We start from the raw sequence: 20,924 nt of genomic DNA on the forward strand, positions 1-20,924 counted from the left end.
TGGGTCTCTGCGGTCGTCATAGCGCGACCAGCACCTTGCCCCGGCTCTCCGACCGGTCGCGGTAGAGGCTTCCGTACGCGGCGGGGATGGCGTCGAAGCCGTGGTGGAGGGTGTGGTCGCAGACGACCTCGCCGCGCCGGACCCGGCCGCCCAGCTCCGCGTGGAGGTCCTGCCAGTTCTGCTCGGTGAACCACTCCAGCGAGAAGATGCCCCGGACCGTCGCGCGCGGGAACATCAGGTAGGGCAGCAGGCGCGGGCCGGTACCTTCGTTGCCGACCTGGGTCGCCCACTGCCAGCACACCGCCACCTGGCTGCCGACGTTGAGCATGGAGAACACCACGTCGGTCACCGTGCCGCCGAGGTTGTCGAAGTAGTGGTCGACGCCGTCGGGGGCCGCCCGGGTCAGCGCCTCGCGGACGGTGGCGGCGCTGTCGGTGTGCCGGTAGACGACGACCGTGTCGAAGCCGAGGCCGAGGAGGTACTCCACCTTCTGCGGGGACGAGGTGGTCCCGATGACGCGGGCGCCCGCGAGCGCGGCGAGCTGGCCGACGAGCGCGCCGACCGCGCCGGAGGCCCCGCTGATGACGAAGGTGTCCCCCGGGGTCACCGTCATGTACTTGGCGAGAGTGCCCCAGGCCGTCATCCCGGGGCCGCCCATCACGCTCAGCGCGGTCGGGAGCGGCAGGGCGTCGTCGTACCACTGCGGGTCGAGCCTGCGGTAGGCCGGGAAGACCATGGGGAACGTGCCGGTCTGCCAGAGCTCGGCCTCCCCGGTGGAGACGACATGCGACCGCCAGCCGCCGAAGCCCTGCACGAGGTCGCCGACACGGTGGGCGGCGCGCGGTCCGGCCTCGACGACCTCCATGATCGAGTCGGCGCCCATGTGGCTCCCGATCGGGGTGTCGAGGGCGATGCCCTGGAGGTAGGGGTCGACGGAGACGTACAGCGTGCGCAGGAGCATCTCGTCGGGGGCCAGGGTCACCTCGACGTCCTCGACGACCTTGGCGTAGACGCGGTCCACGTCGGGCACGCCCTCGACGTGCTCGCGGACGACCCATTTCGCGATCTTCATGTGCTCTTCCCTGTCGTGGGTACGGCGGTGGCCGCTCGCTCGGCCGGTACGGGGATCACGCGGTGGGTCGGCGGGGGCGCGGTGAGGTCGACCGACGCGGTGAAGGGCTTGCCGTCGTCGCGGCAGATGAACTGCGTGACATGGCGTCCGGCGGCGGCCGCCCGGATCAGCCCGCCGGTGGTGGCCCAGACACCGGACTGGTAGAAGTCGGCCAGACCCGGCAGCCCCGGGCCGTACTTCTTGACCAGCTCCTCCAGGGTCTCCCCGCTCTCCACGAAGGGCTGCCAGCCCAGCACCGTGCCGTCGTAGTTGCCGGTGTAGCGGACCTGGGTGAGCGGGCTGGAGACGTCGCGTACGACGATGGCGTCGCGGGTGCCCGGGAAGCGCTGCTCCAGGAAGTCCACGAGCGTCTCGCGTGCGCGCCGCTTGGCCGCGTAGTAGCCGCGGCCGTGGCGTACGGGCAGGGTGTGCAGCTCCTGGCCGCCTCGGGAGCGGGTGACCTGTTCGGGGCCTTCGTCCAGGGCCCGCCAGGGGGCGATGTCGCAGAAGTAGGTGGCGTAGACGACGGTGGTGCCGTCCGGGGAGAGTTCGGGGTAATGGCGGTTGCGGAACTGGACGTTGATGCTGGCGTGGCGGATGCCGGTGAGCTTCGCCGCCGTGGCCTCGTCGAGGAGGTAGGTCGTGCAGGGGTCCCCTTCCGGGAAGGGGCGGGAGAGGCCGAGGAAGAGGGTGAAGTAGCCGGGGAAGACCATGCCCGGTTCGTGGATGGTCCGGGTGTAGAGCTTGCGGTACTCCTCGCCCAGGTACTTGCCCTCCAGGAACTTCATGGTGGTGGTGTAGCCGTCGCAGGCGGACACCACGATGTCGGCGCGCAGTTCCCGGCCGTCGCTGAGCCGGACGCCCACCGCGCGGTCGTCCTCGACGATGACCGTCTCGACCTTCGTGTTGTACGAGATCTCCCCGCCGAGCCGCCGGTAGCGGTCCTCAATGGACCGGGCGAGACCGAGTGACCCGCCTTCGGGCACGCCTGCGGACAGGTTGGCGTGGGAGGCGAGTTGGAAGTGGAAGGGCAGGACGGGGAAGTTCGGGTGCTTCTCGTACAGGATGAAGTTGAAGGCCTCCCGCAGCAGCGGGTCCTTGAACTTCGCCGAGTAGTCGGCCATCAGGACGGTGATCGTGGTGCGGACGGCGTTGACGTACGGGAGGAACGAGGCGAGCATCCGCCAGCGCTCCACCCGGCCCATCAGCCCGACCGGCTTGAGGAACGGGTAGACGGCAAGGGCCTTGCGGAAGCTGCGCAGTTGGGCGCAGAACCTGCGTACGGTACGGGCGTCGGCCGGCGAGATCCCGATGAGGTGGGCCTCCAGCCGGTCCGGGTCGGAGTAGAAGTGGACGGCCCGCCCGTCCTGTCCGCGCACGATGTTGAACACGTCGAAGTGCCGGATCTCCTTGCCCTGCAACGCGCCCAGCTCCAGCCAGATCTGGTGCATCTCGTTGCCGGGGCCGCTGCCGAGGAGCCAACTGACGCAGGCGTCCAGGGTGAAGCCGCCGCGGTCCCAGGCGGTGCAGCAGCCGCCGGGCAGTTCGTGCATCTCCAGGATGTGGGTGCGGTAGCCGTTCATCCGGGCGTAGCAGCCGGTGGAGAGGCCGCCGAGGCCGCCGCCGATGATGATCATCGACTCGCGGGGGCGGCGGGTGCGGTCGGTCGTGGGCGGGGTCATGAACTGGTGTCCTCCCGTGCTGACCACCGGTCGAGCTGGGGCAGCCGGCCCAGCTTCCCGGTGTGCCAGGGTTCGGTGGCCTCGCTCTCCCACGCCCGGAATTCCAGGCCGAGTTCGCGGCAGAGGTACTGGACGGCGAAGCGGCCGGTGGAGGCCGCGCGGATCAGGCCGCCCATGCCGACCCACTGCCCGGCCATGGAGAAGCCGGTGAGGCCGGGGAGCCGCATCCGGTCCTTCCCGACCAGGCGGGCGGAGAGGTCGTCGGCGTCGGAGAAGGCCTTCCAGGCGAGGATGGAGCCGTTGTGGTTGCCGGTGTACCGGTGGGTGGTGGCGGGTGAGGCGACGTCGATGAGGTCGATGCGGTCGGTGATGCCCGGGGAGCGGCGCTCCAGGAAGGTGCGGACGAAGTCGGCGACCTCCTGTTTGCGTTGCCGGTACTCCTTGCGGTCGCGGGTGCGCAGCTCCTTCCAGTAGGCGTAGTCGCTGAAGTAGGTGCAGTGCAGGACGGAGCGGCCCGGGGGCGCGAAGCCGTCGGAGTAGCGGGAGCGCGCCTGGACGACGAGGCTGTTCTGCAGGGCGCCGGGGAGCTGTTTCCCGTCCTCGTCGGTGAGGAGGTGGGTGGTGCTGTGGGCCTCGCCGGGGTCGAAGTCGCCGCGCAGGCCGACGAAGGCGGAGACGACGGCGGGGAAAAGGGTGCCGGGGCGGTGGAGGAGGTCGGTGTAGAGCTTGTCGATCCTGGGGCCGGTGTACCGCCCTCCGAGCAGCCCGTGGACGGTGGTGTGACCGTCGGCGGCGGAGACGACGTGTTCGGCGAAATACCGCTTCCCGTTACGGAGTTCGACGCCGATCGCCCGGTCGTTCTCGACCAGGATCTTCTCCGTACGTGCCCGATAGGTGATGTGCCCGCCCAGGCCGAGGTAGCGCTCCTCCACCGAGCGCGAGAGGCCGAGTGAACCGCCTTGCGGGAAACCGGCGTTGAGGTGGTACGCCGCCGCCATGTTGAACAGGTACGGTAGCAGCGGAAAGCCTTCCGGGTCCTGGAAGAAGATGTTGCGGAAGGCCCGGCGCAGCAGCGGATCCTGGAACTGGTCGGCGAAGACGTGCATCGGCGTCGCCGCTGTCCGCCAGAAGAGGCGGAAGGCCGGCAGCACCGTGCGGAGGGTCGCCGCCCGCTCCCGTACGGTCCGCAGGGCGGGTGCCGTCAGGAACGGGTACAGGTCGATGGCGATGAACCGCTTCAGGTCGCGGGTGAAGGCCCGGATCAGCGGGGCGTCGGCGGGTGAGATCGCCAGCAGGTGGGCCTCCAGCCGGTCCGGGTCGTTGTAGAAGGTGACCGAACGGCCGCTCTCGTCCTCGACCTTGTTGAACAGCTCGAAGTTGGTGACGGTCTTGCCGTCGAGCGCGCCCAGCTCCCGCCAGACCTGGTGGGCGTCGTTGCCGGGCGCGGTGCCGATCAGCCACTCGATGCAGTAGTCGAAGAGGTAGCCGTCCCGGGACCAGGCGGTGCAGCAGCCGCCGGGCAGGACGTGCTTCTCGAAGATCCGGGTCCTGGCGCCGCTCATCTGCGCGTAGCAGCCGGTGGAGAGGCCGGCCACGCCCGCGCCGATGACGATGACGCGGGGCGGGGTGCCGGGGGTGCGCTCGCGGCTGGTCCAGTCGTCGGCCGTGTCTCGGAGGGTGCTCGGGTCATCCGCCATGGGCCGCGTCTCCCGTCAGTACGGTGCGGACCAGGGCGGCGTTGCGGGCGAGGTGCTTGGGGTCGAGCATGTCGGCGTGGACGCCGGAGCCGCGCAGGACGACGGTGGTGGCGGTGGAGCTGCCGTGCCAGGTGCCGTGCTCGCCGGCCGCGTACAGGGCGGTCTTCTCCTCGTCGGTGATCACGCTGACCGGTGCGTTCACCGTTCCGGTGTTGGGGGTGCGGCCGCAGAAGGTGAGGTATTCGGCGGCATGCGCGAGGGTTTCCTGGGCGACGGCGTCGGACCCGGTGTGTTTGCGCAGGTGGTCGGCGAGTTCGGCCTCGAAGACGCGGATGCCCTCGTCCCCGGGCTCGTAACGCTCCATGATGCGGCGGGAGTCGAGGATGACCACATGGCCCACCCGCCGCCCGCGCCGCTCCAGCTCCTTCGCCGTCTCGAAGGCGAGGTTGCCGCCGAGGGAGTAGCCGAGGAGCAGGCAGACGCCCTCGGGCCTGGCGGCTTCGATCAGGTCGGCGTAGCGGGCCACTTTGTCGTCGCCCGGCAGGTAGTTGAAGCCGATGACGGCGTACTCCGGGAGCTGGGCGGCGAGACCCCGGTAGACGAGTCCGTGGCCGCCGGCGGGCGGGAAGCAGAAGAGGTGCGGGGCCTGCCCGGAGTTGAAGTCCAGATACGGCAGTTCGTCGGCGCTGGTGCTGTGCAGGACCTCCTGGACGGTGGCGGCCATGCCGTGGAGGGTGGTGACCTGGTAGAGGCGGCTGACGGGGACGCTGACGCCGAACTCGGTGCGCAGGTGGTGGAGAAGCTCGATGAGTTTGATGGAGGAGCCGCCGAGCTCGAAGAAGTCGTCCTCCAGGCCCACCTGTTCGAGGCCGAGCAGGGTTTTCCAGTGCCGGGCAACGCTGATCTCGTAGAGCGTCACGGGCTCCTCGTGGGGGCGCTCGCCGGTCTCGGCCCGGGGTGCGGGCAGTGCGGCGGTGTCGATCTTGCCGTTGGCGGTGAGCGGGAGGGCGGGCAACTCGACGACGTACGACGGGATCATGTACGAGGGCAGCGAGCCGGCCAGGTGGCGGCGCAGGGCCCGCCGGTCGAGGGCGGCGCCGGGGTTCGCCGGTACGCAGTAGGCGACGAGTGCGGCCTCTCCTCCGGTGTCCGTGGTGACGGTGACGACGGCCCGGGCGAGCGGGGGCCACTGGGCGAGGTGTGCCTCGATCTCACCGATCTCGATGCGGTGGCCGCGCAGCTTGACCTGACTGTCCGTTCGGCCGAGCAGATGGACGCGGCCGTGGGCGTCCCAGCGGGCGATGTCGCCGGTCCGGTAGAGCCGCTCGGGCCGGGCGCCCGGCGCCTTGCCGAGCGTACGGGTGACGAACCGGTCCGCCGTCTGCCCGGGGTTTCCGGCATAGCCGAGCGCGACACCGTCCCCGCCGATCCAGAGCTCGCCGGGGACGCCGGGCGGGACGGGTTCGCCGTGGGCGTCCAGGACGTGGAGGGTGCTGTTGGGCAGGGGGCGGCCGATCGGCACCATCAGGCCGGGCTCCAGGTCGTCGACGGGCCCCTCGAAGTAGGCGCTGTCGATGGTCGCCTCGGTGAGGCCGTAGGAGTTGACGAGCCGGGTCGCCGGACCGCACAGCTCGCTCAGCCTCTGGTACTCCGCCACCTTCCAGGCGTCCGAGCCGACCACCAGCAGCCGCAGGAAGTCCAGCCTCAGCCGCTCCCGTACGCAGTGGTCCATCAGCCCCCGCACCACTGCCGGGACGAACTCCGCGCAGTCGACACGCTCCTGACGCATCGTCCGGTACAGGCGTGGCGTGTCGAAGAGCAGGTCGCGGTCGGCCAGGACGAGGTTGCCGCCCGAGCAGAGGGCGCGGACCAGGTCGCCGGTGAACACGTCGAACGAGGGCTCCGCCATCTGGAGGTGCACCCGGACGTCGCTCTCCAGCCGGTACGCCTGGCGCCAAGCCCCGTACGCGGAGGCGAGGTTGCGGTGGCTGACGCGGACGGCCTTGGGGCGGCCGGTGGAGCCGGAGGTGGTGATGACGTACGCGGTCGAGTCCGGGGCCGCCTGCTGCCGGGGGCCGTCCGGGTGCGGCTCGGTGGCGTGCAGGGCGTCGAGGGTCAGGGTGATGACCGGCAGGGCGGCGGTCCCCTCGCGTGCGGGCTCGCCGGAGACGATGACGAGGCGCGCTCCGGTGGCCCGGACGAGGTGGGCGATACGGTCGGCGGGCTGGCCGGGCCGCAGCGGCAGGTAGGCGCCGCCGGCCTTGAGCACGGCGAGCAGGGTGACGATCAGCTCCGGCGACTTGTCCAGGCAGACGACGACCACCGAGCCGGCGGTGACGCCCAGGGTGCGCAGCCGGGCGGCCGCGTCGGCGGCCCGCCGTTCCAGCTCCCCGTAGGTCAGCCGGCGGGCGCCGCCGCCCGGAAGCGGCAGGGTGACGGCGACGGACGCGGGACGGGTGGCGGCGACCTCGCTGACCAGCTCATGGACCGGGGTGAAGGGCGCGTCCACGGGGGCCGTGGGCAGGGCGGGGCGGCTCCACTCCCCCACCAGTTGTTCCCGCTCCTCCTCGTCCAGCATCTCCAGCCGCGAGGCGGGGTGTTCGCCGGGGGCCCGGGTCATGTTGTCGAGCAGGCGGGTGTAGTGGGCGGCCATGCGCCGCATGGTCTGCGGGAGGAAGAGGTCGGTGTTGTACTTGAAGACGCAGTGGAAGCGGTGGTCCGCCTCGTCCTCGTAGGCGGAGAGCGTGATGTCGAACTGGCCCTCCTCCTCCGGGAGTTCGATGTACTCCAGCCGGTAGCCGTACTGCTCGGTGGCGACCTTGTGGGTGAGGAGGATGAACATCGCCTGGAAGACGGCCGAGCGGCTGGGGTCGTGCTGGAGGCCGAGCTCGTCGACGAGCAGGACGAAGGGGTACTCCTGGTTGTCCAGGCCGCCGAGGACCGTCCGGCGGACCTGTTCCAGCAGCTCGGCGACGGTCGGGTCACCGGTGAGGTCGGCGTGGAGCGGGAGCGGGTTGACGAAGTAGCCGTAGACGGAGGCGAAGTCCTGCCGCGTCCGGCCGGTCACCGGGGAGCCGACCACAATGTGGTCCTGGGCCGAGTAGCGGTGGAGCAGCAGGTAGTAGGCGCTCAGCAGCACCATGAACGGCGTGACGTGGTGCGCGCGGGCCAAGGCATGGACACGGGAGCTGAGTTCGGCGTCGAGTGCGAAGAACTCGGAGGCCCCGTTGTGTGTTTGGACGGCCGGGCGCGGCTTGTCGGTGGGGAGGTCGAGGAGGGGGGCCTCGGCGGGGAGGTGGGAGCGCCAGTAGTCGAGCATTCCGGCGGCCTCGCGTCCGGCGAGGAAGGTGTTCTGCTGGTTGAGGAAGTCGAGGTAGCGGGCTTCCACGGGCGGGAGTTGGGGTTCGAGGCCCTGGCGCAGGGCCTCGTAGACCTGGAAGAGCTCCTCGATGAAGGTGAACGTGGAGATGGCGTCCGAGACGATGTGGTGGACGGCCTTCATGACGACCCAGCGGTCGTTCCCGCGCTTGAAGAGGCGGAAGCGGACGAGCGGGTCGTGGGCGAGGTCGTACGGCTTGCGGTACTCGGCGACGATGGTGGCGTGGATGGCATCCCACTCCTCGCCCTGGACGTCGAAGAGGGCGAGGTCGGGTTCGGCGTCCTCGGAGACCCGCTGCACGGCCTGCCCGTCCTCCAGCAGGAAGTTGGTGCGCAGAGCGGGGTGGCGGGCGATGAGCCGGCGGACGGCCTCGAACATCAGGTCCGGTTCGAGGGCGACGTTCACCTCGACGGCTCCGCCGATGTTGTAGGCGTACCCGTCGGGGTTGAGGTGCTTCAGGAACCAGAGCGCCTTCTGGTTCTGGGTCAGCGGGTAGCGGGCGGGGTCGTCGTGGAGCTCGACGGCCCGGCCGGTGGTGTCGGGCCCGTCGGCCGAGGCGAGTTCCGCCAGGCCGTCGTGGAGCTGGGCGGCCAGTTCTCCGGCCGGGGTTCCGCTGAGGAGGGCGACCACGGGGAGGGCGACGCCGAGTTCGGCGTGGATGCGGGCGCGCAGTTCCATGGCCAGCAGGGAGTCGAGCCCGAGGTGGCCGAGGCCTTCGGCGGGGTCGATACGGTCGGTGCCGGTGCGCAGGACGGTGGCACAGAGGGCGGCGAAGCGGTCGGTGACCAGGGTGCGGCGGGTCTCCTCGTCGGCGGCGCGGAAGGTGTCGAGGAAGTTGTTGCCCTGGGTGGCGGCCGGGGGCGGGGCGGCCGCCGCGGCCAGGGCGGTGACGAGCGGGGGCGGGGAGGGGTACCAGGCCAGGAAGACGGGCCAGTCGACGACGGTGGCGACGACCAGTTGCGCGTGGTCCTGGCCGATGACGCGTTCCAGGACGGCCATGCCGGCGTCAGGGGCAAGGGAGCTCATGCCGCGGCTGTGCAGGTAGTGGTCGACCAGGCCGAGTTCCTCGATCATGCCGGTGGCCCAGGGGCCCCAGTCGAGGCTGAGCGCGGGCAGTCCCTGGGCGCGGCGGTGGTGGGCCAGGGCGTCCAGGAAGGCGTTGCCGGCGGCGTAGTTGGTCTGTCCGGCGGTGGTGAGCAGGGAGGCGATGGAGGCGAAGAGCACGAAGTGGTCGAGGGGTTCGTCCCGCAGGTGCCGGTGGAGGAGGTAGGCGCCGACGGTCTTGGGGTCGTGGACGGCGTCGAAGGCGGGCCGGTCGAGGTCGGTGACCAGGGTGTCGCGGACCTGGCCGGCGAGATGGAACACCCCGCGCACGGGCGGGGAGCCGGTGCGCCGGTAGGCGTCGAGCCAGCCGGTCAGGGCGTCCTCGTCGGTGATGTCGAGGGGGGCCGGGACGGCCTGGGCGCCGAGCGCCTCCAGCTCACGGAGGAGGCCCACCGCCCGACCTTCGGCGGTGGCGGGGTCGGTGGAGGCCCACTTCTCGCGGGCGGGCACCGGCGTACGCCCTACCAGGATGAGCCTGCGGGCCCCTCGCCGCACCAGGGTGCGGCAGAGCAGTCGGCCGAGTGCGCCGAAGGCCCCGGTCACCAGGTAGCTGCCGTCGGCCCGCAGCCGGAGTGGCAGCGGCCGGGTGAGGCCCTCGGCCGGGCGGAGGCGGCTGGTGCGGCGTACACCGTCGCGCAGGGCGATCTCCTCCTCGTCGTCGGTCAGCGCCTCGCACAGGAGCGCCTCCGCCTCGGCGAGGGTTCCCTCCGGGCCGGGGCGCCGCTCGGGGTCGAGGTCGATCAACTTGCCCGGGTGGTCGCTGAGTTCCTGGTGGCGCAGGACGCGGCCGACGCCCCAGGCGGGGGCCCCGAGAGGTTCGACGGGCTCGTCGGGCAGGACGGGCTGGGCGCCCCGGGTGACGATGTGCAGCCTCCCACCGACGCCCCGGGCGAGGAGGGTCCGGGCCAGGGCGATCAGCGAGTACGAGCCCGCGGTCGCGTGGTCGCGTACGGCCTGCCGGTCGCAGGCGGCCAGCGAGGGCCCATCGAGGTTCCACAGGTGCAGGACGGCCCCGCGGAACGGCTCGCCGTCCCGGTCCAGCTCGGCGAAGAGGCGCTCCAGGTCGGCGGTGGACCCCGGGTCCACGGTGAAGGAACCGTCCGGGCCCGCTCCGGCGTACGCCTCACCCCGGCGCACCAGGTGGCAGCGTTCGCCCCGGCTGGCGGCGAGGGCGGCGAAGGCGTCGGCGACGCCCTGGGTGTCGGCGAGGACCAGCCAGCCGTGGTCCCGGGCCGCTATGACGGCCGGCGCGAGCAGGCCCGCCTCCCCCCGGCCCGCCTCCCCCGGCTCCGGGCACGGTGTCCAGACGGTCTCCGCGAGCCACGAGTCGATGGTGGTGCGGGCGACGGCGGTGGCCGCCTTCTCCACGTCGGCGGCCCGGAACCCCTCGATCCGGCCCAGCGGGGTGCCGTCGACGGCATACAGGGCGATGTCCCCGAGCGTCGTGTCCGCGTCGGCGGGGCGGACGGTGGCGTGCACCCAGAGCGGCTGGTCACCGACCGGTTCGCAGGCGACCTCGGCCAGCGAGAGCGGCAGTCTGATGCCCGCCCCCGGTGCCGCTTCCTGGAGGAGTTGCGGGGTCAGCAGCGCCTGGAAGCAGGCGTCGAGGAGGACCGGGTGGAGGTGGTGGCCTGCGGCGTCGACCGCCTCGGGCGGGCGGATCCGGGCGAGGACCTCCCCGGCGCCGATCCACACCTCCTCGATGGCCCGGAAGGCGGGACCGTAGTGGTAGCCGAGCCCGGCCAGCGCGGCGTAGCAGTCGGGGCCGTCGAGGCGGCGGACCGTACGGGCCCGGATCGCGGCGGCGTCGAGCGGGGCGCCGGTCCTGCGGCGCTGCCCGGTGCGGACGATCCCGCTCGCGTGGACGGTCCGCTCCCCGTCGTCCCCGGTGGCGGGCGAGGCGATCGTGAAGGCCGCGTCCTCCAGGGAGAGCGAAACCTCCACGGCCCGGTCCTCGCCGTCCGGGAGGAAGAGTGCCTTGCGGAGGTCGATGTCGGCGAGGACGGCGGTGGTGGAGCCGGTGAGCCGAAGGGCGGCCTGGGTGGCCATCTCGATGTAGCCGGCGGCGGGGAACACCACGGTCTCCTGGATGCGGTGGTCGGCCAGGTAGGGCAGGGACTCGGTGTCCAGGCGGGCCTGCCAGGCCGGTTCGGTGCGGTCGGTGCGGCGGCCGAGGAGCGGGTGGTCGACCTGGCCCAGGCGGATCTGGGCGACGGCCGGGGGCTCGGTCCAGTGCCGGTCGCGGCGGAAGGGGTGCGGGGGCAGGGTGACCGGTCGGCCGGCGGGCTGGAGGACGTCCCAGTCGATGTCGGCGCCCAGGTTGTGGAGGGCGGCGAGGGAGAGCGCGAACCGCTCGCTCTCGTCCTCCTGGCGGCGGATCGAGGGCAGCGTCAGCCCGGACGCCCCGGTGGACTCCAGGCACTCGCGGATGGCGTGGCCGAGGACCGGGTGCGGGCCGATCTCCAGGAACACCTGGTGCCCGTCACCGGCGAGGCGGTCGACGGCGGCCCGGAACCGTACCCGGTCGCGTACGTTCCGCCACCAGTAGGCCGCATCCAGCTCGCCGCCCTGGGCGACCCCTTCGGCGCCCGTGAGGTGGAGCGGCAGCTGAGCCGGGCGCGGCTCCAAGGGGGCCAGTACCGTGAGCAGTTCGTCCTTGATCCGCTCCATGCCGACGCTGTGGTAAGGCACTTGGACGGTGAGGAACTTGGCGAACCGCTGCTCGGCCCGCAGCTCCTCGGCCAGCAGGGCCAGGGCCTCCTTCTCCCCGGCCAGCGTGATGGAGGTGGGGCTGTTGACGGCGGCGACGGAGACCCGGTCCCGGTAGGGGCGCACCCGGCGTTCCGCCTCGTCCTCCGTCAGGCTCACCGCGAGCATGGTGCCCGTGCCGGCGAGGGTCTGCTGGAGGCGGCTGCGGTGCACCGCGATCCGGGCCGCGTCCTGGAGCGAGTAGACGCCCGCCTCGTAGAACGCGGCGATCTCCCCGGTGCTGTGGCCGACGACGGCGTCCGGGCGCACACCGTACGACCTCCACAGGGCCGCGAGGCCGACCTGGAGGGCGAAGTTGGCGGGCTGCGCGAGCCAGGTCTCGTCCATGCGAGAGGTGGACTCCTCGGCGGTCAGCTCCTCGATCAGGGACCAGTCGGCGAACTCCCGCAGGGCCCGGTCGCACGCGGTGACCGTCTCGCGGAACACCGGCTCCTCGTCGAGGAGTTGGCGACCCATCCCCCACCACTGGGGCCCCATGCCGGTGAAGACCCAGACCAGGCGCCGCGCTTCGGCCTCCCGTGCGCGGTCCTGGACGATCCGGGGGTGGCTCTCGCCGCGCAGGTGGGCGGCGAGCGCCTCGTCCAGGGAGGCGCGCGAGGTGTGGACGACGGAGAGCCGGTGCGGGAGGTGCTGGCGGCGGTGGGCCAGGGTGTGGCCGAGGTCGGGCAGAGCCACGGGCCGGCCGTTCTCGCCGGCCAGTTCGGCGTGGATGCCGGCGGCCAGCTCGGGCAGGGCGTCCGGGTGGCGGGCGCTCAGCGGCAGGATGGTCCAGGCCCGTTCGGCGGAGGCGGTCTCGGGGGCGGGCGGCGGGGCCTCCTCCAGGACGACGTGGGCGTTGGTGCCGCCGAATCCGAACGAGTTCACGCCCGCCCGGGCGGGTCCGTCGTGCTCGGGCCAGGGGGTCGGCCGGGTGGGGATCTCGTACGGCAGCGTGGCCTGGTCGATGGCGGGGTTGAGGCGCTCCAGGTTGATGTGGGGTGGGATGTGGCGGTGCTGGAGGCTGAGGACGGTCTTGATCAGTCCGGCGATCCCGGCGGCGGCCTCGGTGTGCCCGATGTTGGTCTTCACGGAGCCGACGTACGCGCGGGCGCCCGGCTTGCGCCCGACGGCCAGGGCGCGGGCCAGTGCGCCGGCCTCGATCGGGTCGCCGACCGGGGTGGAGGTGCCGTGCGCCTCCATGTACTGGAGCTCGCCGGGTGCGATGCCGGCCTCGGCGCAGACGCGGCGGATGAGGGAGACCTGCGCGTCGGGGTTGGGCACGGTGATGCCGTTGGTGTGGCCGTCCTGGTTGACCCCGCTGCCGAGAACGACCGCGTGGATCCGGTCACCGTCGCGTACGGCGTCCTCCAGCCGCTTCAGCGCGACCAGGCCGACGCCCTCGGCCCGCACATAGCCGTCGGCGGCGGCGTCGAACGTACGGGATCGGCCCTCGGGCGACAGGAAGCCGCCCTTCGTCTCGGCGATCGTGTACTGCGGGGCCAGGTTCAGCAGAGTGCCGCCGGCCAGTGCGAGATCGGTCTCGCCCCTGGCCAGGGCCTGGCAGGCGAGGTGGACGGCGACCAGGGAGGAGCTGCACGCGGTGTCGATGGAGAGGCTGGGGCCGCGGAAGTCGAAGCAGTACGAGATCCGGTTCGACACCATCGTCATCATGGTCCCGGTCGCGGTGTGCGCGGCCAGCGAGGTGAAGCCCAGGTCGGCGAACTGGAGGATCTTGTAGTCGAGGGTGAACGCGCCCACGTAGACGGCGACGTTCTCCCCGGCCAGGTCGGCGGGGCGCTGGCCGCCGTCCTCCAGGGTCTCCCAGGCCACCTCCAGCAGTTTTCGCTGCTGGGGGTCCATGTGGTCGGCCTCGCGGGGGCTGATGCCGAAGAACGCGGGGTCGAACTCGTCGAAACCGTCGATGTATCCGCCGCGGCCGCCGACGAGGCGCCCGGGTTTGTCGCGGAACCGGCTGCCGAGTGTGGTGACGTCGTACCGGTCGGGCGGGGTGGGCGTGATGCAGTCCTTGCCCGCCATCAGGTTCCGCCAGAAGGTCCGGTGGTCCGAGGCGCCGCCGGGGAGGCGGCACCCCATGCCGATGATCGCCACCTTCTGACGTAACGCGTGGGTGTTCGCGTCGTTCGCGTCGGCCATGTCGAACTCCTCAAATCATCGTGGTGCGGCGGGAGATGGTCGGGTCGGGAGGCGGCGCGGGATGGTCGGTCGGTCCGGGCCCGGCACGGGGTGGTCAGTCCGGGCCCGGCGCGGGTCCCGGCCGTCGCCGCCAGGGGTGCAGGAGGCCGGCGAGGATCTCTCCGGTGCCGGGGAAGGAGGCCGGGTCGTGGAGGCCGACGGCGGCGGGTTCGCGGCCGGGGCGCCAGGTGAAGCTGCCGAAGAGGTGGTCCCAGCACGAGAGGTCGGAGCCGTAGTGGCCGGCTTCGGACAGGTCGGTGCTGTGGTGCAGGCGGTGCTGTTCGGGGCTGGCCAGCAGATGGTTGAACCGGCCGATGCGGACATCGATGTTGGCGTGGACGAAATAGCCCTGGGCGACGACGAAGAGCCCCGTCACCAGCACGGCCGAGCGGGAGAATCCGGCCAGGGCCAGGGTGAGCTGGACGAGGCTCTGGGCGAGCACGATGTCCAGCACGTGGTTGACGCCGTTGTTGGCGACGTTGACCTTCTGCGGTACGTGGTGCACCCCGTGCAGGCGCCACAGGAGGGCGCTGGTGTGGCCCAGCCGGTGCACCAGGTAGCTGACGAGCGATCCGGCGAGCAGGGCGCCCGGGATCTCGGCCCAGAGGTGGTGGCCCCGCTCGTCGGCCGAGATCCACCCCACGGCTGCCGTGACCAGAAGCTGCGCCAGTCCGCTTCCGGCCATGGTGAGCAGGAAATAGACGCCGTACCAGCGCCACTCCTCCTTTCCGGGATGCCAGGTCCGGTCATAGGGAATCAGCTGTTCGAGAAGGGCCAGATACGTGAGGGTCCCGACGAGGAAAAGAGGGCTCACGATGGCCGGATCCCAGCGTAGAACCACTGCGGACGCGCCGACCAGGACGACGGCCAGCAAGAGGAATGGATAGGCGGTCGCCCGGAGAAGGGAGGCCGAGGAGATTCCGACCGCACTTTTCCCGTCGCGCGCATATCCAACCGCATCGATTTCGCCATCGAAGGAATCGATCTCGCCATCGGCGGACCGCTCGCACTCGTCCATCCGTGACCCTCCACAGGAGATGTGATCTAGGAGAGAACATCGCATCGGTGCAGCTCAAGGGCGCCCGAGGGGTTGATGGGCACCCAGGGGCGTGAGCAGCAGCTCATGTACCGATCGATTCCGGACACCCGGCTCCGTCGCGACGGACCGTGGCGTGAACCGATGCCCCCCAGCTCCATCGGCCCAGATCATTCATTTCCGATTCCCACGGGCTTTAACCACCACCTCGCCACCGAATTGATGAGGGCAATGTGTGAGACGGGGGAATGCGGGAAATCTTTCACGGCGCCGGAGTGAGTCAATTTGTATGAGGAATTCCCTCATAGGAACATCCCTGTGCCGTGTGACGGGCGCGTGAATGCGCGCCGCGACGTGCGTGCGCACGCGGCGGCGCACGTGCGGCCGGGGGCGGTGCGCCCGCGTACCGGTCGGCGCGAGGCGTCCTTTCACGGCCGGGGACACCCTGCGATGATCGGCGCCGAACCGCGCACCTGCCCCGGGGCGGAGCCGCGGCGACGGACTGTCGGCGCTCCACGACCGTGACCCGGTCCGGGCGCCCGAGCGAGGGAGTCTCCTTGAGTTACGACGTCAGCACATTGCGCGCGCAGTTCCCCGCCCTCCGGGCCGGTACGGCGCACTTCGACGGGCCCGGCGGTACGCAGACCCCGGCGCCCGTCATCGCGGCCTTCACCGAGGCGCTGAGCCGGCCGCTGTCGATCCGGGGCACCACCCTGCCCGGGGAACTGCACGCCGAGGCGATCGTCGGCGACTTCAGACAGGCGCTGGCGGATCTGCTGGGCGCGGACCCGGGCGGGATCGTCCACGGACGCAGCTCGACCCAGCTCACGTACGACATCTCCCGCGTCCTGTCGCGGAGTTGGGCTCCGGGCGACGAGGTGGTCGTCAGCCGGCTGGACCACGACGCCAACATCCGCCCCTGGGTGCAGGCGGCCGAGCGGGCCGGTGCGGTGGTGCGGTGGGCGGAGTTCGACCCGGCCACCGGGGAGCTGCCCACGGAGGCCGTCGGTGCGCTGCTGACCGAGCGGACCCGGCTGGTGGCGGTGACCGGGGCCTCGAACCTGATCGGCACCCGGCCCGATGTCGCCGCGATCGGGGAGCTGGTCCACCGGGCCGGTGCGCTGTTCCATGTCGACGGGGTGCACCTGACGGCGCACGACTTCGTGGATGTGGAGCGGATCGGCGCCGACTTCTTCGTCTGCTCGCCGTACAAGTTCTTCGGCCCCCACCACGGTGTGCTCGCCGCCCGCCCCGAGCTGCTGGAGACCCTGCGGCCCGACAAGCTGGTGCCGTCCAGCGACGCCGTGCCCGAGCGCTTCGAGCTCGGCACCCTCCCCTACGAGTCACTGGCGGCCACCCGCGCCGCCGTCGACTTCATCGCGGACCTGGGTGCCGGCGGTACGGCGGGCGGGCGGCGGGACCGGCTGCGCTCCGCGTACGCGGCGATCGAGGCCCACGAGAACGCCCTGCTGGAGGTGGCGGAGAAGGCGCTGGGCGAGCTCGGCGGGGTGACGGTGCACTCCCGGGCGGCCGAGCGGACCCCCACACTGCTGCTCTCCTTCGAGGGCCGGGACGCCTCGGACGCGTACCGCTTCCTCGCCCGCTCCGGCGTCCACGCCCCGGCGGGTTCCTTCTACGCCCTGGAGGCCTCCCGCCACCTGGGGCTCGGCGACGCCGGCGGTCTGCGCGTGGGGCTGTCCCCGTACAACGACACGGACGATGTGGAACGGCTGCTGACGGGGCTGGCGGACTTCCTGCGCTGAGGAGCGGGGCTCGGAGTCCGCTCGGTGAGGCGGGGAGGGCGGCGAGGAACGTCCGGCCCTCTCCGCCGGCTCCGAGGTCTCCGAGGCCGATGCCGCCCTGATCGCCGTCGGTCGGTCCGACACGTCCCTGGACCTGCTACGTGAACAGCTCCACGCTGATGTGCGGCGACAGCGCCCGGAGGAAGTCGGGCGCGTCGAACATCCTGCCCGCCGAGGCGACGCCGACCGCGCGGGTGCGTCCCGTCAGGACGCGCTCGGCCGCTTCCACCACCAGAGGCGCGGTGACGGCGTAGATGTCCTGCCCCCGAGCGATGGCCCGCCGTTCGGCTCCGCCCGAGCGGACGACCACGTCGACGAGGAACGTCTGGTCGGAGCGCCCCCGCTCGTCGACCGCCGCCGGTGCCGGGGTGTCCGGGGAGGAGAGGTCGCGGGCCGCCTCGGCCGTCATGTAGGTGCGGACCTCGGGGACGGTCAGATGGCTCGGTACGGTCACGACGTCGGCCATCGTGAACTCCCCGATCACCGTGCGCGGGCCCAGCGGTTGGGGGAAGCTCCACTCCAGGGTGGGCGGGGCGTCGTCGCGGTGCTCCAACCGCCCTTCGGTGTAGCGGATACGCCGGCCGGCGCCCCTCCGCTCCCGGGAGACCGCGCCCGCCGTCCGGGTCCCGGCGGTGGGGTGCCAACTGCTCAGTCCGTACGCGATGTGCACCTCGTCGGCCGCTGTCCAGTCGCCCAACGCCGCGGTGGCCAGCAGATCCCCGAAGCCGCCGAAGAAGGCCATCGCCGGGACGATCAACGCCTGCGATTCGTGGGCCCGTTCGGCGTAGTGCGCGAAGGTGTCGAGGTTGGCCTCGATCTCGGCCGCCACGTCCAGATAGGGGATACCCGCACGCAGCGCCGCATCGATCACCGGGGCCGCCGTGGTGGCGAAGGGGCCGGCGCAGTTGATGACGGCCGCCGCGCCGCTGAGGGCCCGGTCGAGCGAGGCGGGGTCGTGGACCGACGCCGTGCGGATGTCCGGCGCGGTTCCGTACGACCCGGCTGCGTGGCCCTTGGTTCCGTACACACCGGTCCCGGGTGCCTCCGTAACGTACGCCCCGGACCCGGGTGCCTCCATGCCGTACGCCAGTGCCTTCAGCTTGTCAGGGTCGCGGCCGACGAGAACGGGGCGGAATCCGCGCGCCCTCAGCTCCGCCACCACGAACCGCCCGGTGTGTCCGTAGGCGCCGAAGACCGCCACCGTCCGGTCCGATCCCATGAGTTGTCCCCTTGCCGTCGTTCGTGGATGATTCGCGGGCGCCTCTCTGGCGCCCCGGCTTCCCGTCACCGACATCCTGGCCGGAGGCGGTCGTCCGCCGCGACGGTCCGGAACGCCATGGCCCGTACACTTTCGGACATGACCGCTGTCGCGCTCGCCGTCACCGACGGCATGCTGCACTTCGAACTGGCCCTGGCCTGCGAGGTCTTCGGGTCCCACGCACCCGACGGGGCCGATTCCTGGTACCAGCTCTCGCTCTGCGGCCCGGACGCCGTCCGGGCCGGGCGGTTCCGGCTGGAGCCCGACCTGGGGCTCGACGGGCTCGTGGGCGCCCACACCGTGATCGTCCCCGGCTGGGCCGACATCGATCAGGCCCCGCCGGCCGAACTGGTCGACGCCGTCCGCGCGGCCCATGAGGCGGGAGCCCGGGTGGTCTCCCTCTGCACGGGTGCCTTCGTGTTGGCCGCCGCCGGTCTGCTGGACGGCAGGCGGGCCACCACACACTGGGCGCACACCCAGGTGCTGGCCGAGCGGTACCCCCGGGTGACGGTCGACCCGGACGTCCTCTACGTGGACGACGGCAGCGTTCTCACCTCTGCCGGCAAGGCCGCCGCGATGGACCTGTGCCTGCACCTCGTCCGGCTCGACCAGGGCTCGGCGGTCGCCAACACCCTCGCCCGCCGCCTGGTCGTGCCGCCCCACCGGGAGGGCGGGCAGGCGCAGTTCGTCACGACCCCGGTGCCCGCACCGGGCGGCCATCCGCTCGACGGTCTCCTCCCGTGGGTGATGCGCCGGCTGGACCGGCCGCTCACCGTGGAGGACCTGGCCCGGCAGGCGCGGATGAGTTCACGGCACCTGGGCCGTCACTTCAAGTCGGCCACCGGCACGACTCCCTTGCAGTGGCTGCTCGTCCAACGGATCCGGCGTGCGCAGGAGTTGCTGGAGACCACCGACGACACCGTGGACGCCATCGCGGCGGCCACGGGTATGGGTACCGCCACCACTCTGCGCCGCCACTTCCACCGGACGGTCGGCGTCCCACCGGACGCCTACCGCCGCACCTTCCGTACCCTGACCCGCACCCGCCCCACCCCGGAGGACCGACTCGTAGCCGTACGAGGGATCAGCGGCGGCTGATCGCCGCGAGCGCGTCCAACGCCTCGGCCAGCCCGGACGGATGGCGGGCACCGGGCGGCAACTGCCCGGCCCAGCCCGGTCCGGCGACCAGCACGACCGGCCGCCGGCGGGCGCCCCGTACGCCCCACTCGATGGACTCCACCCGCGCCACCAGCGCCCGGCTCGCGGTGGACCGGGACTGGGCCCAGAGCACGACGGCGGCGGGCCCGGTGCGCCGCACCGCCTCCTCCATCGCCTCCACCGGCAGGGCCGCGCCGAACATTCTTACGGGCAGGCCCTGTTGGGCCAGTCCGGCGGTGAGCGCCTCCAAGGCCAGTGTATGGCTCTCACCCGGGGTGCAGGCCAGGAGGGAGACCCCGGAGCCGGCCACGGGCGGGCGCTGGGCCGCCGCCCGGCGCAGGGCGCTGGAGACATGCCAGGAGAGCAGGTGCTCGACCTCGATGTACCGCTCCCCCGCGGTCTCCCACTTACGGCCGACGGCGTGCAGCGTCGGCATGATGACCGACTCCCAGGCGGCGAGCAGCCCGTACCGCTCGATCGCCGCGGCCAGCAGTTCGTCCATGGCGTGGGCGTCGAGCCGGACAGCCGCCCTGGCCAGCCCGCGGCACTCCCGGCGGGCCCGGCCGAGCGGGAGTGCTCCGGGGGCGTGGGAGGCGGGCCTCTCGGCGCCCTGCTGCTCGTCCGGCCGGGCGGGGGGCTCCGGGGAGGCCGCGGCCAAGGCGGCCCGGGCGGCTTCGGCCGGGGGCATGCCCGCGTTCGTCAGCCCGCACATGCACTCCAACAGCCGAATGTCGGCCGCCGTCCACCGCCGGTGCCGCCCGCCCTCACGGGAGGCGGGGCCGATCCCGTAGCGGCGGTCCCACGAACGCAGGGTCGTCGGCGCCACCCCCAGCAGCCGGGCCACCGCCCCGGTGGTCAGGCCACCGACGGCGGGGTCTCGGGTCAGCGTGGAGACCGCTTCGTCCATACAGCCACCATACGACGCAGAAACGATGCATGTTGATCGGTGCGCCGCCGCCCGGTTGCCTGGTGATCAGCGGGGCGACGGCTGTGCCCGGAGGGGGTCCGTCCCGCGCGGCACAAGCAGTGGACCCGTGGCGGAGCGGAGAGGACGGACAGACGGACATGACGGCACTTCTGAGCCCGGTCGGCACAGTGCCCGCGATGCCTGCCCTGGCTGGGAGCCAGCCTGAGAACCGGCCTCAGGGCCGACCCGAGAACCAGCCCGAGGACCGGGTCGAGGACCGGGTCGAGTCGGAACGGCTGGCCGCCGGATTCGTACGCGGCGACGAGGACAGCTTCGCCCTCGTCTACCGCCGGTGGGGCGCGCTGGTCCACTCGCTGGCCGCCCGGTCCCTGGGGGACGCCCGGGAGGCCGAGGACGTGGCGCAGCAGACGTTTCTCGCCGCTTGGCGGGGCCGCGACGGCTACCACGCGGTGCGCGGCCCGCTTCCGGGCTGGCTGGTCGGCATCGCCCGCCGCAAGATCGCGGACGCCCATGCCGCCCGGTCCCGGCGTACGGAGCTGGCCGCCGCCCACGCGGCGCGCGAGGGGGCCGGTGTCCCCGGAACGGCCGAGCGGCCGGAGGCCGCGCTGGACCGCGTGCTGGTGACGCAGGAGCTGCGCAAGCTGCCCCCGGTCCAGCGGCACATTCTCCGCCTGGCCTACTTCGACGACCTCACCCACGTCCAGATCGCCGAGCGGACCGGCCTGCCGCTCGGCACAGTGAAGAGTCACGCCCGGCGCGCGATATTGCGCATCCGGCGCTCCGTCCTGGAGGGGTCCTTGCTGGAGGCTTCCGCCTCGGTGGAGTGAG

General features: G+C 72.2%; 10 protein-coding genes. 3 read left to right on the plus strand and 7 right to left on the minus strand.

Translation table 11 applies throughout. The features are described from left to right. Positions 1–16: 16 nt before the first annotated feature. The 5 genes from ACFWRT_RS00895 to ACFWRT_RS00915 form a co-directional block, all read right to left on the minus strand. The gene (locus tag ACFWRT_RS00895; protein WP_380948870.1) at positions 17–1,072 is read right to left on the minus strand and encodes an MDR family NADP-dependent oxidoreductase; all 1,056 of its coding nucleotides are present in this window, start codon (positions 1,070–1,072) and stop codon (positions 17–19) included. Beyond that, positions 1,069–2,793, minus strand: coding sequence for a phytoene desaturase family protein (locus tag ACFWRT_RS00900; RefSeq protein ID WP_380948871.1), 1,725 nt, complete (start codon positions 2,791–2,793; stop codon positions 1,069–1,071). The genes ACFWRT_RS00895 and ACFWRT_RS00900 overlap by 4 nt, the downstream gene beginning before the upstream one ends. Continuing rightward, positions 2,790–4,490: a phytoene desaturase family protein gene (locus ACFWRT_RS00905; protein WP_380948872.1), complete on the minus strand. Its 1,701-nt coding sequence runs from the start codon at positions 4,488–4,490 to the stop codon at positions 2,790–2,792. The genes ACFWRT_RS00900 and ACFWRT_RS00905 overlap by 4 nt, the downstream gene beginning before the upstream one ends. Beyond that, on the minus strand, positions 4,480–13,875 hold the full coding sequence (locus ACFWRT_RS00910; protein ID WP_380948873.1) for a non-ribosomal peptide synthetase/type I polyketide synthase: 9,396 nt from the start codon (positions 13,873–13,875) through the stop codon (positions 4,480–4,482). The genes ACFWRT_RS00905 and ACFWRT_RS00910 overlap by 11 nt, the downstream gene beginning before the upstream one ends. Positions 13,876–13,969: 94 nt before the next feature. Beyond that, positions 13,970–14,932, minus strand: coding sequence for a sterol desaturase family protein (locus ACFWRT_RS00915; protein WP_380948874.1), 963 nt, complete (start codon positions 14,930–14,932; stop codon positions 13,970–13,972). Between the two features lie 575 nt (positions 14,933–15,507). On the opposite strand from ACFWRT_RS00915, the gene ACFWRT_RS00920 reads away from it, so the two are divergent. Next, positions 15,508–16,713 (plus strand): cysteine desulfurase-like protein, encoded by a 1,206-nt coding sequence (locus ACFWRT_RS00920; RefSeq protein WP_380948875.1) that lies wholly within the window; start codon positions 15,508–15,510, stop codon positions 16,711–16,713. 136 nt (positions 16,714–16,849) lie between these two features. Here ACFWRT_RS00920 and ACFWRT_RS00925 read toward each other — a convergent pair whose 3' ends face one another. Beyond that, complete coding sequence (locus ACFWRT_RS00925) at positions 16,850–17,971, minus strand: saccharopine dehydrogenase family protein (RefSeq protein ID WP_380948876.1); 1,122 nt, start codon at positions 17,969–17,971, stop codon at positions 16,850–16,852. A gap of 138 nt (positions 17,972–18,109) precedes the next feature. Between ACFWRT_RS00925 and ACFWRT_RS00930 the strand changes: the two genes are divergently transcribed. Next, a complete protein-coding gene (locus ACFWRT_RS00930; RefSeq protein ID WP_380948877.1) occupies positions 18,110–19,108 on the plus strand; it encodes a helix-turn-helix domain-containing protein in 999 nt (332 codons plus the stop codon). Here the strand turns inward: ACFWRT_RS00930 and ACFWRT_RS00935 are convergent. Further along, positions 19,095–20,075, minus strand: a complete 981-nt coding sequence (locus ACFWRT_RS00935) for a MerR family transcriptional regulator (protein WP_380948878.1) — start codon at positions 20,073–20,075, stop codon at positions 19,095–19,097. The two genes, ACFWRT_RS00930 and ACFWRT_RS00935, sit on opposite strands and share 14 nt — an antisense overlap. Positions 20,076–20,233: 158 nt before the next feature. Between ACFWRT_RS00935 and ACFWRT_RS00940 the strand changes: the two genes are divergently transcribed. Further along, the gene (locus ACFWRT_RS00940; RefSeq protein ID WP_380948879.1) at positions 20,234–20,923 is read left to right on the plus strand and encodes an RNA polymerase sigma factor; all 690 of its coding nucleotides are present in this window, start codon (positions 20,234–20,236) and stop codon (positions 20,921–20,923) included. Position 20,924 lies beyond the last annotated feature (1 nt).

It is taken from the genome of Streptomyces cyaneofuscatus (assembly GCF_042718795.1).
Lineage (GTDB): Bacteria > Actinomycetota > Actinomycetes > Streptomycetales > Streptomycetaceae > Streptomyces > Streptomyces cyaneofuscatus_A.